19 protein-coding genes are annotated in these 17,891 nt (G+C 58.1%); 1 reads left to right on the top strand and 18 read right to left on the bottom strand.

Translation table 11 applies throughout. The features are described 5' to 3' along the window. Positions 1–84: 84 nt before the first annotated feature. Complete coding sequence (locus tag BUE21_RS11605; protein WP_073356830.1) at positions 85–711, top strand: trimeric intracellular cation channel family protein; 627 nt, start codon at positions 85–87, stop codon at positions 709–711. A 58-nt stretch (positions 712–769) separates the two neighbouring features. Here BUE21_RS11605 and BUE21_RS11600 read toward each other — a convergent pair whose 3' ends face one another. From BUE21_RS11600 to BUE21_RS11515, 18 genes are all read right to left on the bottom strand, one after another. Then, positions 770–1,477, bottom strand: a complete 708-nt coding sequence (locus BUE21_RS11600; protein ID WP_073356829.1) for a protein-L-isoaspartate O-methyltransferase family protein — start codon at positions 1,475–1,477, stop codon at positions 770–772. A gap of 84 nt (positions 1,478–1,561) precedes the next feature. After that, positions 1,562–2,038 carry a DUF1178 family protein gene (locus tag BUE21_RS11595; protein WP_073356828.1) on the bottom strand — a complete coding sequence of 159 codons (477 nt, stop codon included), beginning with the start codon at positions 2,036–2,038 and terminating at the stop codon, positions 1,562–1,564. Beyond that, on the bottom strand, positions 2,035–2,427 hold the full coding sequence (locus tag BUE21_RS11590; protein ID WP_407656062.1) for a DUF2818 family protein: 393 nt from the start codon (positions 2,425–2,427) through the stop codon (positions 2,035–2,037). Before BUE21_RS11590 ends, BUE21_RS11595 begins: the two co-directional genes overlap by 4 nt. Positions 2,428–2,491: 64 nt before the next feature. Further along, positions 2,492–3,994: an NADH-quinone oxidoreductase subunit NuoN gene (gene nuoN, locus BUE21_RS11585; RefSeq protein ID WP_073356826.1), complete on the bottom strand. Its 1,503-nt coding sequence runs from the start codon at positions 3,992–3,994 to the stop codon at positions 2,492–2,494. A 24-nt stretch (positions 3,995–4,018) separates the two neighbouring features. After that, positions 4,019–5,494 (bottom strand): NADH-quinone oxidoreductase subunit M, encoded by a 1,476-nt coding sequence (locus BUE21_RS11580; protein ID WP_073356825.1) that lies wholly within the window; start codon positions 5,492–5,494, stop codon positions 4,019–4,021. A gap of 21 nt (positions 5,495–5,515) precedes the next feature. Then, complete coding sequence (gene nuoL, locus BUE21_RS11575; protein ID WP_073356824.1) at positions 5,516–7,555, bottom strand: NADH-quinone oxidoreductase subunit L; 2,040 nt, start codon at positions 7,553–7,555, stop codon at positions 5,516–5,518. A 25-nt stretch (positions 7,556–7,580) separates the two neighbouring features. Beyond that, positions 7,581–7,889, bottom strand: a complete 309-nt coding sequence (gene nuoK / locus BUE21_RS11570; protein WP_073356823.1) for an NADH-quinone oxidoreductase subunit NuoK — start codon at positions 7,887–7,889, stop codon at positions 7,581–7,583. Then, positions 7,886–8,533: an NADH-quinone oxidoreductase subunit J gene (locus BUE21_RS11565; RefSeq protein WP_073356822.1), complete on the bottom strand. Its 648-nt coding sequence runs from the start codon at positions 8,531–8,533 to the stop codon at positions 7,886–7,888. Before BUE21_RS11565 ends, nuoK begins: the two co-directional genes overlap by 4 nt. Before the next feature lie 143 nt (positions 8,534–8,676). Next, the gene (gene nuoI / locus BUE21_RS11560) at positions 8,677–9,237 is read right to left on the bottom strand and encodes an NADH-quinone oxidoreductase subunit NuoI (RefSeq protein WP_073356821.1); all 561 of its coding nucleotides are present in this window, start codon (positions 9,235–9,237) and stop codon (positions 8,677–8,679) included. An 11-nt stretch (positions 9,238–9,248) separates the two neighbouring features. Continuing rightward, positions 9,249–10,325 (bottom strand): NADH-quinone oxidoreductase subunit NuoH, encoded by a 1,077-nt coding sequence (nuoH, locus tag BUE21_RS11555; protein ID WP_073356820.1) that lies wholly within the window; start codon positions 10,323–10,325, stop codon positions 9,249–9,251. After that, positions 10,322–12,514, bottom strand: a complete 2,193-nt coding sequence (gene nuoG, locus BUE21_RS11550; RefSeq protein WP_084523234.1) for an NADH-quinone oxidoreductase subunit NuoG — start codon at positions 12,512–12,514, stop codon at positions 10,322–10,324. Before nuoG ends, nuoH begins: the two co-directional genes overlap by 4 nt. An 11-nt stretch (positions 12,515–12,525) precedes the next feature. Next, positions 12,526–13,875 carry an NADH-quinone oxidoreductase subunit NuoF gene (nuoF, locus tag BUE21_RS11545; RefSeq protein ID WP_073356819.1) on the bottom strand — a complete coding sequence of 450 codons (1,350 nt, stop codon included), beginning with the start codon at positions 13,873–13,875 and terminating at the stop codon, positions 12,526–12,528. Continuing rightward, the gene (nuoE, locus tag BUE21_RS11540; RefSeq protein ID WP_073356818.1) at positions 13,872–14,363 is read right to left on the bottom strand and encodes an NADH-quinone oxidoreductase subunit NuoE; all 492 of its coding nucleotides are present in this window, start codon (positions 14,361–14,363) and stop codon (positions 13,872–13,874) included. The genes nuoF and nuoE overlap by 4 nt, the downstream gene beginning before the upstream one ends. Then, positions 14,360–15,613 (bottom strand): NADH-quinone oxidoreductase subunit D, encoded by a 1,254-nt coding sequence (locus BUE21_RS11535; protein ID WP_073356817.1) that lies wholly within the window; start codon positions 15,611–15,613, stop codon positions 14,360–14,362. Before BUE21_RS11535 ends, nuoE begins: the two co-directional genes overlap by 4 nt. 30 nt (positions 15,614–15,643) lie before the next feature. Then, complete coding sequence (locus tag BUE21_RS11530) at positions 15,644–16,267, bottom strand: NADH-quinone oxidoreductase subunit C (RefSeq protein WP_073356816.1); 624 nt, start codon at positions 16,265–16,267, stop codon at positions 15,644–15,646. Positions 16,268–16,288: 21 nt separating this feature from the next. Further along, positions 16,289–16,768: a NuoB/complex I 20 kDa subunit family protein gene (locus tag BUE21_RS11525; RefSeq protein WP_073356815.1), complete on the bottom strand. Its 480-nt coding sequence runs from the start codon at positions 16,766–16,768 to the stop codon at positions 16,289–16,291. 59 nt (positions 16,769–16,827) lie between these two features. Next, on the bottom strand, positions 16,828–17,187 hold the full coding sequence (locus tag BUE21_RS11520) for an NADH-quinone oxidoreductase subunit A (protein WP_073356814.1): 360 nt from the start codon (positions 17,185–17,187) through the stop codon (positions 16,828–16,830). A gap of 433 nt (positions 17,188–17,620) precedes the next feature. Beyond that, on the bottom strand, positions 17,621–17,891 hold a 271-nt coding region (locus tag BUE21_RS11515), incomplete at its 5' end, for a zinc ribbon domain-containing protein (RefSeq protein WP_143164512.1).

Here is a 17,891-nt window from a genome sequence, read left to right as displayed (position 1 = left end):
CCAAGCATTGGGCATTGATACACTTCGGGCTTTTGCAGACGGGCTGACTTATCTCCGTCTGTTTTCATTTTTTTCACTCGCTCCATGTTGTATTTTCTGGATTTGATGGGAACCGCCGTGTTCGCCTTCAGCGGTATCTTGCAGGCACGCCGTTTGCAGATGGACGGCTTTGGTGTGCTGGTGCTGGCTGCCGTCACGGCCATTGGCGGTGGAACCATGCGCGATCTGGTGCTGGGCGTGCAGCCCGTGTTCTGGGTCACAGAGCCGCAGTACCTGCTGCTGATTGTCGCCACCTGCGTGGTATCGCTGTTTCTGGTGCGGGCCAGTTCCCGTCACTTCGCCCGCAAGCTGCTGCTGTGGGCCGATGCCGTGGGACTGGCCACGTTCACCGCCATTGGGGTGAACAAGGCACTGGCAGTGGGTGCCCCACCGATTGTGGCCATCAGCATGGGAGTGCTGACCGGTGTGGGCGGTGGGGTATTGCGCGATGTGCTGGCACGCGAGGTTCCGCTGGTGCTGCGCACCGAAATCTACGCCACCGCCTGTATTGCGGGAGGCGTGGTGCTCACCGGCACGCTGTACTGGGGAGGCAACCACCACATTGCCACCCTCGCCTGCATTGCCGTGACGCTGCTGATCCGCCTGGCGGCCATTCAATGGCACTGGCGTTTGCCGGTCTTTGGTGCGGGCGATGAGACAAAGCCCTCATGATGGAATGATCTCCCTGGAGCCATGAGGTAAAAAAACCGGCATCACCGCCGGTTTTTTCTTAGAACTGAAATTCGCTGTGGCGCGGGAAGCCTTGCAACAAGGCTGAGCAGTAATCCCACGGTGTGGTGGCATGCAATACACCGTTTTCCTTGCGCACCATCGTTACCCGCATCACCGGGCTTTCGCCCACGACAGCAATCAGGCGTCCGCCATCCTGCAAACGCTCCAGCAATGCGGCAGGAACCTGCGTCACTGCTCCGCTGATGACGATGACATCGAACTGACCATCCGGCAGATCGCGCGAGGCATCTTTTTGCAAGACCTTGACATTGTGAATCTGGTTGTGCTCCAGGTTTTTCTTGGCAAAATCGACCAGCTTTCCGTGAATCTCCAGCGACAGCACTTCCTGCCCCAGAGCAGCCAACAGTGCTGCCATATAGCCAGAACCTGTGCCAATTTCAAGAATTTTCTCGTGGGACTGGATTTTCAGATCATTCAGGAAACGCGCCTCGATCTTGGGAGGCAGCATGCAGCGGTCGGGATAGATCTCGGCATCCTGTTCGCCCAGCAGCGGAATCTCGATGTCGGCAAATGCCAGGCTGCGAAAGGCGGGCAGAATGAAGTTTTCGCGCTTGAGGGTCGCCAGCAGTTCCAGCACCTGGGGGTCATCGACCAGCCAGGGGCGGATTTGCTGCTCGATCATATTGAAACGCGCAGTATCCTCAAAGCTGTTGAATTCATCCAGGCGGTTCAATGGCAAAGTCATGGGGTGGTTTCTCCGTTGGTGGAATGCCTATCAGGCGACACGCCTGCTCGAATAGGGGGAAAGCCGGATCACTCCGGGAATGTCTTATTGCAAGGAATCATACCCAAGATCGGGCAAGGGAACCACGGCAATGCCGTCCTGCAAAAGCTCCTTGGTTTCTTCCAGTGTGGCCTTGCCACGAATCGGTCGCTCTGGTGTTTCGCCCTCGTGGATGCGTCTGGCTTCATCGGCGAAACGCTCGCCAACATTTTCTGCCTGTGCCATCACCCGACGCGCCATGTGCAGCCATTGGGCCTGGGCCTGCTGCCATTGCTGTTCCTGATGATCCAGCCCGGCGGCCACCTGCCGCGAAGCCGCTTCATCGGTTGCCGCAGGAGCGGCAGGTTTCTGGTTGGACTTTCCCTGCAAGCGCGGCGCGCTCAAGCCTTTGCAAACATCGCTGCTGCCACAGACAGGGCATTGCAGCCATCCACCCTGCTGTTGTTGCACATAATCGGCCTCCGTGGCGAACCAGCCTTCGAACACATGGTGGTTGCCACACCGCAGATTCCAAACCTTCATGGCAACCTCTGCTCCATCATTGCGCGCGTTCCACGTTGGCGTTTCACAAGATGGCGATAAACCAGGCCGGGAAAAGCAAACAGGAGGAAAAGCGAACCTGTAATCACATAGAAGGCCATGCCCTGCTCATGCACCTGGCCCAAACGCGCTTCGACCCAGCGAGCCAGTGTGCCCACCAGCACATACAGCAGCAGCATTTCCAGCAGGTACAGCCACCACGGCTTGGAAGCCATACGCTGACCCAGCAGAAAAAACCGTTGCACCACAAAAGGCAGATTGGCAGCCACTACTGCCAATACGATCACCAGCCAGACCAGGGTCGAGGATGTGCCCATAGGGAAATATCCAGCTACGACAAGACGATCAAGCGACCGTGCCTGAACCGCCACACATGGAACAACGCCACAGAGAGGGCAACAGGCAGGCCGATATACCGCGTTTCAGCGTACCCCTTCAGCCTTTGAGTGCGTTCAGAATCGCTTCTGCACACAGTGCCATCAGGCCACCGGGCAACAGGCCGAGAACCAGCACCAGACCGCCGTTCACCGCCAGCACAGCCTTGACATCGAAGCTGGCCGTGATGGAAGTGCCCGCCACCTGCTCGCTGGGTGCATCAAAGTACATGACCTTGATCACTCGCAGATAGTAGAACGCACCGATCAGGGACATGATGACGGCAAACACCGCCAGGGCAATGTGCAGGTGGGAGCCGGACTGGATCAAGGCCTGCAACACTGCGAACTTGGCATAGAAGCCCACCAGCGGCGGAATGCCCGCCATCGAGAACATGGAGGCGGCCAGTACACCGGCATACAGCGGGCTGCGCTGGTTCAGACCCGCCAGATCGCTGATGTTGTCGGCTTCGAAACCTTCACGCGCCAGCAGCAGGATGATGCCAAACGTTGCCAGCGTGGTCAGCACATAAGTGACCACATAGAACATGGCCGAGCCGTAGGCATTCTGTGCCGTGGCCGCATCGATTTCGCCCCCTTGCACTCCCGACATCAGACCCAGCAGGATGAAGCCGACATGGGAGATGGTGGAATACGCCAGCATCCGCTTGAAGTTGCTCTGGGCAATGGCAGCGAGGTTGCCGATGAACAGCGAGCCAATCGCCAGCACCCCCAGCATCTGCTGCCAGTCTGCGGCCAGCGGCAGCAGGCCATCGACCAGCAAACGCATAATCATGCCGAATGCTGCCAGCTTGGGCGCAGAAGCGATCATCAGCGTGATGGCCGTGGGTGCGCCTTCGTACACATCGGGAATCCACATGTGGAACGGCACGGCCCCCAGCTTGAACGCCAGGCCAGCGACCACGAACACCAGACCGAACACCAGAATCTGCGGGCTGATGAGATCGGCATGAATGGCCTTGAAGATTTCGCCAATGTCCAGCGAGCCGGTGGCTCCGTAGATCATGGACATGCCATAGAGCAGGAAACCGCTGGCCATCGCGCCCAGCACGAAATACTTCATGGCCGCTTCGGTGGCCTGCTGGTCATCACGGCGCAGGGCCACCAGCGCGTAGCTGGAGAGGGTAAGCAATTCCAGGCCCAGATAGAGCAGCAGCAGGTTGTTGCCGGAGATCATGAAATCGATGCCCAGCAAGGCAAACAGCGACAGCGAGAACATCTCGCCGCCACGCATCATGTCGCGGTCGGCTGCGTAGGGACGGCCATAGGTCAGCGTCACGATGACCGCCACGGCGGCAAAGCCCTTAAGCCAGCTCGCCATCGAATCGACCACCATCATGTTGCCGAAGCCGTAAATGGTGTTGCCGCTGGTGGCGTAGTAGAAGTTCATGGCAGCGACCACCGCCAGCGTCAGCATGCTGAGCCAGTAGGTCGTGTTGCGCAAACGGCTGCGGTCGGCCAGATCGACCAGGGTGATGACGCACCCCATGACCAGCAGCACCAGCTCTGGATAAACGGCCACCCAACTGTACTTGTCAATCATCTCTTGAATCTTTCCTGGCTCGAATTAGGGAAGTTTGGCTGTCTGGACATGCTGCAACAGTTCCAGCACCGAAGCGTTCATCACGTCCGTGAAGGGCTTGGGATACACGCCCATGAACAGCACGGCCACGGAGAGAATCGCCATGATGAGAAACTCGCGGCCATTGAGATCGGTCAGTTCATTGACATGCTCGTTGGTGATGTCGCCCAGATAGACCTTCTTGTACATCAGCAGCGAATAGCCCGCGCCCAGGATCAGGGCCGTGGCGGCCAGCAGGCCCACGCCCATGTGGTATTCCACCCCACCCAGAATCACCATCCACTCGCCCACGAAACCGGCGGTGGCAGGCAGGCCGCAGTTGGCCATCGCAAACAACAGCGCGAATGCGGCAAAGCGCGGCATCCGATTGACCACCCCGCCGTATGCGGCAATTTCACGGGTGTGCATGCGGTCGTACAGCACGCCAATCGCCAGGAACATGCCGGCCGACACAAAGCCGTGCGCCACCATCTGCACGATCGCACCGGTCACGCCGATTTCATTGAAGACGAAGAAACCCAGGGTGACGAAGCCCATGTGTGCCACCGACGAGTAGGCGACCAGCTTCTTCATGTCTTCCTGCACCATCGCCACCAGACCCACATAGATCACGGCCACCAGCGAGAGCGCGATCATCAGCCAGGAGAGTTCCTGCGCGGCATCCGGCGCAATCGGCAGCGAGAAGCGCAGGAAGCCATAGGCCCCCAGCTTCAGCATGATGGCAGCCAGCACGGCAGAACCGCCCGTTGGTGCTTCCACGTGCACATCCGGCAGCCAGGTGTGTACCGGCCACATCGGAATCTTGACGGCAAACGCGGCGAAGAAGGCCACGAAAATCCAGATCTGTTCGGTCAGGCTCAGGGGCAACTGATGCCAGGCCAGAATGTCGAAACTGCCACCCGAACGGTTGTAGAGATAAATCAGGGCCACCAGGGTCAGCAGCGATCCCATCAGGGTGTAGAGGAAGAACTTGAAGGCAGCGTAAATCTTGCGCGGCCCGCCCCAGACCCCGATGATGAGGTACATCGGAATCAGCGTGGCCTCGAAGAACACATAGAACAGCATGCCGTCGAGCGCGGAAAACACCCCGATCATCAGGCCCGACAGCACCAGGAAGGCCGCCATGTACTGGTTGATGCGTTCGCTGATGTTTTCCCAAGAGGCAATCACCACGATCACGGTGATGAAGGCTGTCAGTGGCACGAACCAGAACGACAGGCCATCCACGCCCAGGTGGTAGTTCACGTTGAAGGCGGGGATCCACACCGCTTTCTCCACGAACTGCATCTGCGCCGTTCCCAGCTCAAAGCCGGTGTAGAGGGGCACCGTCACCAGCAGTCCCAGCACCGCACCCAGCAGGGCCAGCCAGCGCACCAGCGGGGCATGACAGGGCTTGTTGAAAGGCAAGAGGGCAACACCAAAAGCGATTGGTACCCAGATAGCAAGGCTTAACCATCCCATTTTTCTTGTACTCCCGTACTCTTATTTGGCCAGCCAGACGAAATACGTCATCAGCGCGAACACGCCCAGAATCATGACCAGTGCGTAGTAATAGATATACCCCGCCTGGAACCAGCGCACCACACCGGCAAACCAGCCGACGGCTTTCCAGGAGCCATTGACCACGGCTCCATCGATGAGGGCCTGATCGCCCGCTTTCCAGAACACCCGTCCCAGACGCATGAAGCCACCGGCGATCACATTGATCCACAGCTTGTCCATGTAGTACTTTTCCTCGAACAGCGTGTAGATGGGGCTGAAGGTCTTGCGGAAGAACGCCGGAACCGCCGGATTGACCAGGTAGCAGTACCAGGCAGCCACCACACCGGACAGGGCCAGCCAGAACGGCGCAGTCACGAAGCCATGCACTGCCAGCTCCCACCAGCCATGAATGTGGTCGGCCAGATAGGCCATTGCAGGGTGCTTGTCGGCATTGACGAAAATCACGCCATTGAAGAAATCGCCGAACAGCATGGGCATCAGGGCAATCGCGCCGATGACCACCGAGGGAACCGCCAGAGCCAGCAGCGGCACGGTCACCACCCACGGAGACTCATGGGGCTTGCTCGAATGGCCGTGGCCATGATGACCGTCGTCATGGTGGTCATCGTGGTGATGCTCGTGGGCATGGGGATCCTGGTCGTAACGCTCCTTGCCGTGGAACACCAGGAAGTACATGCGGAACGAATAGAACGCAGTGATGAACACCCCTGCCAGCACGGCCGCATAGGCCAGGCCGGAAGCGGGCAGGTTGCTGGCACCGACGGCCATGATGATGGCATCCTTGGAGTAGAAACCGGCAAAAAACGGTGTACCAATCAATGCCAGCGAACCCAGCAGCGAGGTAATCCAGGTGATCGGCATGTGTTTCCACAGCCCGCCCATGTAACGCATGTCCTGATTGTGGTGCACGCCCATAATCACTGAACCTGCCCCCAGGAACAGCAGTGCCTTGAAAAAGGCGTGGGTCATCAGGTGGAACACCGCCACCGAGTATGCCGAGGCTCCCAGTGCCACGGTCATGTAACCCAGTTGCGAGAGCGTGGAGTAGGCCACGACACGCTTGATGTCGTTCTGGATCAGGCCCAGCAGGCCCATGAAGAATGCAGTGATCGCTCCGATGACCATGATGAAGTTCAGGGCCACATCCGAGAGTTCATACAGCGGCGAGAAGCGCGCCACCATGAAGATACCTGCCGTCACCATCGTGGCAGCGTGAATCAGCGCGGAAATTGGCGTGGGGCCTTCCATCGAATCGGGCAGCCAGACGTGCAGCGGGAATTGCGCGCTCTTGCCCATCGCACCGATGAACAGGCAGATCAATGCCACGGTCAGCAGTCCCTGATCCATGCCGGGCAGTGTGGCGGCCAGCAGCGCGTCCTGCTGGGCAAACACTTCGTTGTAGTTCAGCGAACCCGTCACCGACACCAGCAGGCCAATGCCCAGGATGAAGCCGAAATCCCCGACCCGGTTCACCAGGAATGCCTTCAGGTTGGCAAACACCGCCGTGGACTTCTTGTACCAGAAGCCAATCAGCAGGTACGACACCAGCCCCACGGCCTCCCAGCCGAAGAACAGTTGCAGCATGTTGTTGCTCATCACCAGCATCAGCATGGAGAAGGTGAACAACGAAATGTACGAGAAGAAGCGGTTGTAGCCTTCGTCCTCCTGCATGTAGCCGATGGTGTAAATGTGCACCATCAGCGACACGAAGGTGACCACGCACATCATCATGGCGGTGATGCTGTCCACCATGAAGCCGACTTCCATCGTCAGCGTGCCCAGCGTCATCCACTGGTAGATGGTCTGGTTGAAACCTGCGCCGTCAAAGACCACCTGCTTGAAGGTCAGGGCCGACAGCAGGAACGAAACGAAAACGCCCAGAATGGTGATGCTGTGGCTGGCTTTGCGCCCCAGCAGATTTCCTCCCATCGCCGTGCCGAATATACCGACAATGGCCGCGCCGAACAGTGGCGCAAGAGGTACTCCCAGAAGTTGGGCAACAGACAGTGTTTGATTCATCGTGACAACCTTCCGTAACCTTTTCTCAACCTCTGAGGACGTTCAGCTCATCCGCGCTGATGCTTGCACGGCTGCGGAACAACTGCACCAGAATCGCCAGGCCAATGGCGGCCTCGGCAGCGGCCACGGTCATGATGAAAAACACGAAGATCTGGCCGTGCATGTCACCCAGGTAATAGGAGAACGCCACGAAGTTCATGTTCACGGCCAGCAGCATCAGTTCGATGGCCATCAGCAGCACAATCAGGTTCTTGCGGTTGAGGAAAATGCCCACAACCGCCAGCGCGAACAGAATCGCCCCTACCGACAGAAAATGTCCCAATGACAAGGTCATGACTTGATCTCCTCGGCCGCAGCCGTCTCTGCGTTCGCCACAGCCTTGCGAGTGGCAGGCATGGACACAATGCGCACACGCTCGCTGGCCTTCACTTGAATCTGCAATGCAGGGTCGATGATCTTGGTGTCCTTGCGGGTGCGCAAGGTCAGCGCGATCGCGGCAATCATGCCCACCAGCAGAATCACGCCAGCAACCTGAATCGGCAGCAGGTACTCGGTGTACATCAGCTTGCCCAGCTCGCGGGTGTTGTTGTAGTCGGGGTTCACCGCCAGCAGTTCACCGGCTGCATTGGTTTCGGGGAAGCCCACCCAGAGCACCGCCACCATCTCGAACACCACGACAGCAAAAATCAGCAGTGCCATCGGCAGGTTTTTCCTGATGGCTCCCTCGGCGCGCTCGATGCGGATGTCCAGCATCATCACCACGAACAGGAACAGCACCATCACCGCCCCCAGATAGACCATCACCAGCAGAATGGCCAGGAATTCGGCACGCATCAGCAGCCAGATACCGGCGGCCTGCGAGAAGGCAAAAATCAGATAGAGCACCGCGTGAACCGGGTTGCGCGCGGTAATGACCCGCAACGCGGCAAACAGCAACAATGCCGCGAAGAGGTAAAAGAAAACGTTTCTAACGTCCATGAGACACTTCTTTTCTGGTTAGGTCTGCGCACATCCACCGAATCCCCTGCCGCTCCTTGCGTACAGCGCACGGCATCCGGTACATGCTCCATCGAATCCTTGCAAAACTTTCGCCTTGACCAGGCCCGCCCTGTTTCCCGTTATCAGCGATAAGGGGCATCGGCGGCCTTGTTGGCAGCGATTTCCTTCTCGTAGCGGTCGCCCACTGCCAGCAGCATTTCCTTGGTGAAATACAGATCACCGCGCTTCTCACCGTGGTATTCCAGGATATGCGTTTCCACAATCGAATCGACCGGGCAGCTTTCTTCGCAGAAGCCGCAGAAAATGCACTTGGTCAGATCGATGTCGTAGCGCGTGGTGCGGCGCGAACCGTCATCGCGCACATCCGACTCGATGGTGATGGCCATCGCCGGGCACACCGCCTCGCACAGTTTGCAGGCAATGCAGCGTTCCTCGCCATTTTCATAGCGGCGCAGCGCATGCAACCCCCGAAAACGCGGCGACAGCGGTGTCTTCTCCTCGGGGAACATCACCGTGACCTTGCGGCGGAAGGTGTAACGCCCCGTCAGGGCCATGCCCTTGAAAAGCTCCCACAGCAGAAAGCTCTTGAAAAAGTCTGCCAGATTGAAGGCATTCCGTGGCGCAACATTCTGCGCCTTGGCGGTCTGTTGATGGGACGTTGGTGTAACAGCAGCTTGAGCCATGTTATCGCCTCTCAATTCCAGATATTCCAGGGCGAAAACAGCCAAGCCCCGACCACGACCACCCACACCAGCGTGAGTGGAATGAAGATTTTCCAGCCCAGGCGCATCACCTGGTCATAACGGAAGCGCGGGAAGGTCGCACGAATCCAGATGAACCAGCTCACGATCAGCCCGGCCTTGAGGAACAGCCAGATCCAGCCCGGGATGAAGTCCAGGAATGCCACCGGTGCAGCCCAGCCCCCAAGGAACAGAACGGCCGCCAGGAAAGACACCAGCCACATGCTGGCGTATTCCGCCAGGAAGAAGATGGCAAAACCCATGCCGGAATATTCCACCATGTGACCGGCGACGATTTCGGCCTCGCTTTCGACCATGTCGAAGGGGTGGCGGTTGGTTTCGGCCACCACGGAAATCATGTACACCACGAACAGCGGCAGCAGCGGCAGCCAGTTCCACGACAGGAAGTTCAGTCCCATGCCGACGAACCGCCCCTGCTCCTGCGAGGTGACGATGTCGGTCAGATTCATGCTGCCCGTGACCATGACCACGGCGAGGAAACAGAAACCCAGCGCGATTTCGTAGCTGATCATCTGCGCAGAAGCACGGATGGCCCCGAGGAACGGGTACTTGGAGTTGGAGGCCCAGCCGGCAATGATGACCCCATAGACTTCAATCGATGTGATCGCCATGACCAGCAGAATGCCTGCATGGACGTTCGCCAGGGCCATTTCAGGGCCGAAAGGAATCACCACCCAGGCAGCCAGCGCGGGCATGATGGCCATGACCGGCCCCAGCAGGAACAGGCGATAGCTGGATGCCGTGGGGCGAATCAGTTCCTTGGTCAGCAGCTTCAGGCCATCGGCCATCGGTTGCAGCAACCCCCAGGGGCCCAGCCGGTTCGGGCCGTGCCGCACCTGCATATAGCCCAGCAGCTTGCGCTCCCACAGCGTCAGATAGGCCACGGCAATCATCAGGGGAGCCACGATGGCCACGATCTTCAGCAGATTCCAGATCACCGGCCAGGCAAGCCCGCTCCACCAGGAGGCCCCGATCAGTCCGAGGCCACCGTTATACAACGCATCAATCATGCCTGCACTCCTTCCAACGCAGGGGTCGCACCGCTCTTCTTGTCCAGCAACGGTTCATCGGGCAAACCCACCAATGCGCCACGCAGGGCATCGGAAGTCTGCTGCAATGCCGGAGCACGGCGCACGGTGCCATCGAGCTGGTAGATGGTGGCCACAGCAGGCACGCCGACCACCGGCTGCCAGTTGCCCACGACACCGCCAGCCTGATTGCCCAGTCGCTCTGCCGGAACAAAAGCTGGCACTTCGCCCCCGGCAAAGCGATTCAGCACTTCCTGCGACGACTCAAAATCAAACCCATGCACGCCCAGCAGATTGCCCAGCACGCGCAACACCTTCCAGGCAGGGCGGGTTTCGCCCAATGGACGCACCACGGCGTGAAAGCCCTGGACACGGCCCTCTGCATTGACAAAGGTGCCCGATGTCTCGGTGAATGGCGACACCGGCAGCAGCACATCGCAGCAGTCCAGATTGGCCTTGAACGGGCTGAGAGAGATCACCATATCGGCCTTGGCCAAGCCTTCCTTGGCCTTGGCACCCAATGCAGAATCGAATTCCGGCTCATTGCCCAGCAGGATGACCGCCTTGAGCGCACCCGAGAGCATTTGCGTGGCATGCAGATCACTGGCTCCCGGCACGGCTCCCACCCATTGCGCACCCACGGTGTTGGCTGCTTCTGTCAGATAACCGACTTTCGCGCCGGTTTCGGTCGCAATCCAGTTGGCCAGGGCCAGCAATTGCGTGGCCTGCTCGTGGTGTGCTGCTGCATTGCCCAGCAAAATGACCTTGCTGCCGGAACCCGCAATCCAGTTGCTGGCCGTTGGGCGATAGAGATCGACATCCTGGGCATCGGCCAGCGGTGCTGCAATGCCCTTCTCGGCGGCAATCGCAGCGGCCAGACTGGCCAGGGCCTGCAACCATTCCTGGCTGGCCACCTGCCAGCTCTGTGCCACCGGCATGGCCCAGTCGTACACATGCTCGTTGAGCGAATAGATTCTGGCTCCATGCTGTGCCGCCTGACGCAGACGCTGGGCAAACAGCGGATGATCCTTGCGCACATTGGAGCCGACCACCAGGGCCTGCTCCACTGTGGAAAGCGAGGCAATCGACGCGCCCAGCCAGCGGATTCCCTGTGCAGGCGTGAAGTCTGCATGGCGCAGACGATAGTCGATATTGCCACTGCCCATGCCACGCAGCAGTTCCTTGGTCAGGTACAGCTCCTCCAGGGTGCTGTGGGGGCTGACCAGCGCGCCCAGGCTGTTCTTGCCATGCTGTGCGGTGATTTTCTTCAGGCTGGTAGCCACATATTCCAATGCAGTCTGCCAGTCGGTCTCGATCCACTGGCCACCCTGCTTGATCTGGGGCTTGGTGAGCCGTTCCGGGCCATTGAGGGCTTCGTAGGAAAAGCGGTCGCGGTCGGCAATCCAGCACTCATTGACGGCCTCGTTCTCGAACGGCAACACACGCATGACCTTGTGGTTCTTGACCTGCACGATCAGGTTCGCGCCCGTCGAATCGTGCGGACTGACCGACTTGCGGCGCGACAGCTCCCAGGTACGGGCACTGTAGCGGAACGGCTTGCTGGTCAATGCGCCCACCGGGCACACATCGATCATGTTACCCGAAAGCTCGGAATCCACCGTGTCGCCCTTGACCGTGGTGATTTCCGAATGCTCCCCCCGGTTGATCATGCCCAGCTCCATCACGCCGGCCACTTCCTGGCCAAAGCGCACGCAACGGGTGCATTGAATGCAGCGACTCATTTCTTCCATGGAAATGAGCGGCCCCACGTCCTTGTGAAAAACGACGCGCTTTTCTTCCTGATAGCGCGAGGTGTTGCCGCCGTAGCCCACTGCCAGGTCCTGAAGCTGACATTCACCCCCCTGATCGCAGATCGGGCAATCCAGCGGGTGGTTGATGAGCAGGAACTCCATCACCGATTTCTGCGCCTGCGCTGCCCTCTCGCTGTTGGTGCGCACGATCATGCCCTGCGTCACTGGCGTGGCGCAAGCCGGCAGAGGCTTCGGGGCTTTTTCCACTTCCACCAGACACATGCGACAGTTGGCAGCAATGGAGAGCTTCTTGTGGTAGCAGAAATGCGGGATATAGGTTCCCGACTTTTCGGCAGCGTGCATGATCATGCTGCCTTCGATGATCTCGACTTTGCGTCCGTCCAGTTCGATTTCAACCATTCATCTCTCCTTCAGGCGGCCAGCCGAGACTGCGCCTCGACGATCATGGCCTCGAACTCGTGTCTGAAATGCTTCAGCATGGCACGCACCGGCATGGCCGCTGCATCACCCAGCGCGCAGATGGTGCGCCCCTGGATATTGCCCGCCACGTTGTCCAGCAGTTCCAGATCACCCGGCCTGCCCTGCCCATTGAGAATGCGATGCACCACACGCGAGAGCCAGCCGGTTCCTTCCCGGCAGGGCGTGCATTGTCCACAGGACTCGTGTGCATAGAAATACGACAGGCGTGCCAGACTCTCGACCATGCAGCGGCTGTCGTCCATGACGATGAGCGCGCCCGAACCCAGCATGGAACCTGCCTTGGCGATCGAGTCGTAATCCATCGTGCATTCGTTCATGATGGCCGCTGGCAACACCGGCGAGGACGAGCCACCCGGAATCACCGCCTTGAGGCTGCGGCCGGGGCGCATGCCACCCGCCAGCTCCAGCAGGGTCGAGAATGGCGTGCCCATTGGAATCTCATAGTTTCCAGGGCGTTGCACATCACCGCTGACAGAATAAATCTTGGTTCCGCCGTTGTTGGGCTTGCCGCATTCCAGATAGGCTTTGCCACCATTGCGGATGATCCAGGGAACCGCGCCAAAGGTCTCCGTGTTGTTGATGGTGGTGGGCTTGCCGAACAGGCCGAAGCTGGCCGGGAACGGTGGCTTGAAGCGCGGCTGGCCTTTCTTGCCTTCCAGGGACTCCAGCAAAGCGGTTTCCTCGCCGCAGATGTACGCGCCAAAACCGTGGTGGGCATGCAGTTGGAAGCTGAAATCACTGTCCAGAATACGATCACCCAGATACCCGGCGGCACGCGCTTCTTCCAGGGCAGCCTCAAAACGCTCGTACACCTCGAAAATCTCGCCGTGGATGTAGTTGTACCCGGCACTGGCTCCCATCGTGTAACCGCCAATAATCATGCCTTCAATCACGATATGCGGATTGAACATGAGAATGTCACGATCCTTGCATGTTCCGGGTTCGCCTTCATCGGAATTGCAGACCACATATTTCTGTCCGGGGAAATTGCGCGGCATGAAGCTCCACTTCAAGCCCGTGGGGAAGCCTGCCCCTCCCCGACCGCGCAGACCCGATTCCTTCAGGGTGGCAATGATCTCGTCCTGACTCATGCCAGCACCGCCATCCTTACCCAGAATCTTGCGCAGTGCCTGATACCCGCCACGCGCCTCGTAATCTCCGATATGCCAGTTGCTGCCGTTCAGACCCGCATAAATCTGCGGCTCAATGTGGCGATCGTGAAAACACGTTTCCTGGCCTGTCGATTTGAAAGGCTGCAACACACTCTGCAATGCGGTCATTTCGTGCCCTCCAATTGACGCAAGCCATCGAGCAGTCCTTCCAGACGCTCATTACTCATGAAACTGCACATGTCGCGGTCGTTCACCAGCATGACCGGCGCATCGGCACAGGCCCCCAGGCATTCGCACTGCTGCAAGGTGAACAGACCATCGGCCGTGGTCTCACCCATCTGAATGCCCAGCTTCTGCTCCAGATGCTCCAGGGCCTTCTTGCCATCGCGCAACTGGCAAGGCAGGTTGGTACACACCGCCAGCTTGTACTTGCCCACCGGATGCTGGTTGTACATGTTGTAGAACGTGGTCACCTCGTGTACCGCAATTTCCGGCATCTCCAGGTACTCCGCAATCACCGCTTCGCTCTGCTGGCTGATATGGCCCTGCTCCTGCTGCACAATCGACAGACAGGCCATCACCGCCGACTGCTTGCGCTCGGACGGGTACTTGGCGACCTCACGGGCAAAACGTGCCAAGGTTGCTTCGGTAATCATCGATCGACCTCCCCAAACACAATATCCAGCGACCCCAGAATCAGCACGGCATCAGACAGCATGTAGCCGCGCGTCAGTGCGTCCATCGCCGACAGATGCACAAAACCGGATGCCCGAATCTTCAGGCGGTATGGTTTGTTGGCTCCGTCGCTGACAAGATAAATGCCGAACTCCCCCTTGGGGTGCTCCACGGCCGCATAGGTCTCGCCTTCCGGAACCTTGAAGCCTTCGGTGAAAAGCTTGAAGTGGTGGATCAGGTCTTCCATGCCGGACTTCATGTCCTTGCGCGGCGGCGGTGCGACCTTGTGGTTATCGGTAATGACAGGCCCTGGATTGGCACGCAACCAATCCACACACTGCTTGATGATGCGATTGGACTCGCGCATTTCCTGGACGCGCACCAGATAACGGTCATAGCAATCACCCGTCACCCCCACCGGAATATCAAAATCCATCCGGTCGTACACCTCATAGGGCTGCTTCTTGCGCAAATCCCAGGCCACGCCAGAACCCCGCAACATCGGGCCGGTCAAGCCCAGGTTGAGGGCATCTTCGGGGCTGACGACGCCAATCCCCACCGTGCGCTGCTTCCAGATGCGGTTATCGGTCAGCAGGGTCTCGTACTCATCGACGCACTTGGGAAAACGCTGGGTGAAATCTTCAATGAAATCCAGCAGGCTGCCTTCGCGGTTCTTGTTCAGATCGGCAATGGCACGCGCGTTGCGAACCTTGGAAGCCTGGTACTTGGGCATGGCATCGGGCAAATCACGATACACCCCGCCTGGACGGAAATAGGCCGCGTGCATCCGCGCACCCGAAACCGCCTCATACATATCGAACAGGTCTTCGCGCTCACGGAAGGCGTAAATCAAGATTGTGGAACTGCCCGCATCGTTGCCATTACCCCCAAGCCACATCAGGTGATTCATGATGCGGGTAATTTCCGAGAACATTACTCGGATATACTGCGCGCGCAATGGAACTTCCAGACCCAGCAGTTTCTCCACCGCCAGACAGTAGGCATGTTCATTACACATCATCGACACATAATCCAGCCGATCCATATAGGGCAGCGACTGAATGAAGGTCTTGTGCTCCGCGAGCTTCTCGGTGGCACGGTGCAACAGGCCAATGTGAGGATCCGCACGCTGAACCACTTCCCCGTCCAACTCCAGAACCAGGCGCAACACACCGTGGGCGGCAGGGTGCTGCGGCCCGAAGTTCAGAGAATAGTTTTTGATTTCCGCCATATTTAATTCACACCCATGTGCGCAAGCCCATCAGTGCAAGCCTCCGTATTTGTCTTCACGAATGATTCGAGGCGTAATCTCACGCGGCTCAATCGTCACGGGCTGGTACACCACCCTGCGCTGCTCCTCGTCGTAACGCATTTCCACATGCCCCGAAAGCGGGAAATCCTTGCGAAATGGGTGACCGATGAAGCCATAGTCCGTCAGAATCCGGCGCAGATCGTCGTGCCCATCAAAAACAATACCAAACAGATCGAAAGCCTCGCGCTCATACCAATCGGCAGAACGCCAGATGGATGTGACCGAAGGCACGACCGGGAAGCCATCGTCGTGTGCAAACACACGCACACGCACGCGCTGGTTCAGATTGACCGACAGCAACTGGCTGACCACGGCGTAACGCGCACCTTCCCACAGGCCATCGCGGTATTCGGAATAATCCACACCACACAGATCGACCAACATCTCGAACTGACAACCACTGGCCGTGCGCAAACATCGCATCGCGTCAAGGTAATGGGCCGGAGCGACATCTACCACCACCTCGTCAATCGCCAGAGTGACCGACTTGGCCAGACTGCCAAGCGCGCTGACAATCACCGCCTGAAGAACCTCAGGACGAATAATCTCCTGAGCGACCCCGACTGCATTCATAAAAGAACCACCTTTCGAGATTTACACACGCGCAATCGTGTTGGTGCGCCTGATTTTCTGCTGCAACTGGATGATTCCATACAACAGGGCTTCCGCCGTGGGTGGGCAGCCGGGCACATACACATCCACCGGAACCACGCGATCGCAACCACGCACCACTGAATAGCTGTAATGGTAGTATCCGCCGCCATTGGCACACGACCCCATCGAAATCACCCAGCGCGGCTCACTCATCTGGTCATAGACCTTGCGCAGGGCCGGAGCCATCTTGTTGCACAGCGTACCCGCCACAATCATCAGATCGGCTTGGCGCGGACTGGCGCGAAACACTTCGGCACCAAAACGCGACAGATCGTAGCGCGCTGCCGCCACATGCATCATTTCCACCGCACAACAGGCCAGCCCGAAGGTCATCGGCCAGATGGAACCCGTCTTGGCCCAGTTGATCACCGTATCGTAACTGGTGGTCACAAAGCCCTGCTTCAACACACCTTCAATCATTCTTCACTCCTCAATCCCAAGTAATCCAGAGACAGCCAGATGGCATGCCGCCCCACCCTTCACTCCCAGGTGAGCGCGCCTTTTGCCCATTCGTAGGCAAAGCCAATGACCAGAATCGTCAGGAAAATCAGGACAGCCACGAAACCAGCCACCCCCACATCACGCAGGGCCACAGCCCAGGGAAAGAGGAATGCGATTTCCAGATCAAACAGAATAAACAGGATGGCTACGAGGTAGTAGCGAACATCGAACTTCATTCGCGCGTCGTCGAATGCCTCGAAACCGCACTCGTAGGGAGAGTTCTTTGCTTCATCCGGGCGGTTGGGGCCGAGCACATAACCAAGAAGCAATGGCAGGACACCGACCGCCATGCCTACCAGGATGAACAGCAGAACAGGTATGTATTGATCGAGATTCATCTGAAGGGATACCGTGTTAACTTCGGCTTCAGCAAAATGAAACCGAGTTTTTATATGATGCCACCAGCCAAAACCGGTAACTCTTATTTTTCAAAAGCCTGGAGAAATTGGTAAAAAATCTTCCAGTTTGGTCTCCAAACCTAGGCGCATCCCAGCAAACTCGAAGCTGCCGTTACGCTTGAGCCTGTATTCTAGCGGATGCTTCAAGCATCTTTTTCAAAAACACAAAGCTTCGAAACAGCCTGTAGTTGATTGAGAATACTTAGCATTTCTATAAATAACAACAAACTCAATCACAATTAAAAGGGTATACCCTATTGACAAAATTTTTAAATATAAAAGAAAAATTCATGACAAATTTGGTTGGAAAAACACGGGAATTCATACCACTTGACATCCACCCCTGCCCAAAGTCAGGGGATTCCTACGGTGCTCATACCGGCCCGAAGCCAGTATGAGTCGCTTCGGTGGGTTCCTGCTTCACCGAGGCTGCGCACCTTGCCTTTGCAGGCTTGGCGGGGCTTACGTCCTCTCCACAGGCTAACCGGGCGTGTCCCGCCCTTAAGACATTGATCGCGCCGACCACATCGGCGTTTTCTTCGTAACCGCATTCCACACACGCAAAACGCGCCTGCGTTTGCCGGTTGTCTTTGCTGACGCAGCCGCATTCCGGGCAGGTTCTGCTGGTGTTCTTCGGTGGCACG

This window comes from Lampropedia hyalina DSM 16112 (genome assembly GCF_900129055.1).
GTDB classification, from domain to species: Bacteria; Pseudomonadota; Gammaproteobacteria; order Burkholderiales; family Burkholderiaceae_C; genus Lampropedia; species Lampropedia hyalina.
This window is presented reverse-complemented; position numbering and strand designations above follow the sequence as displayed.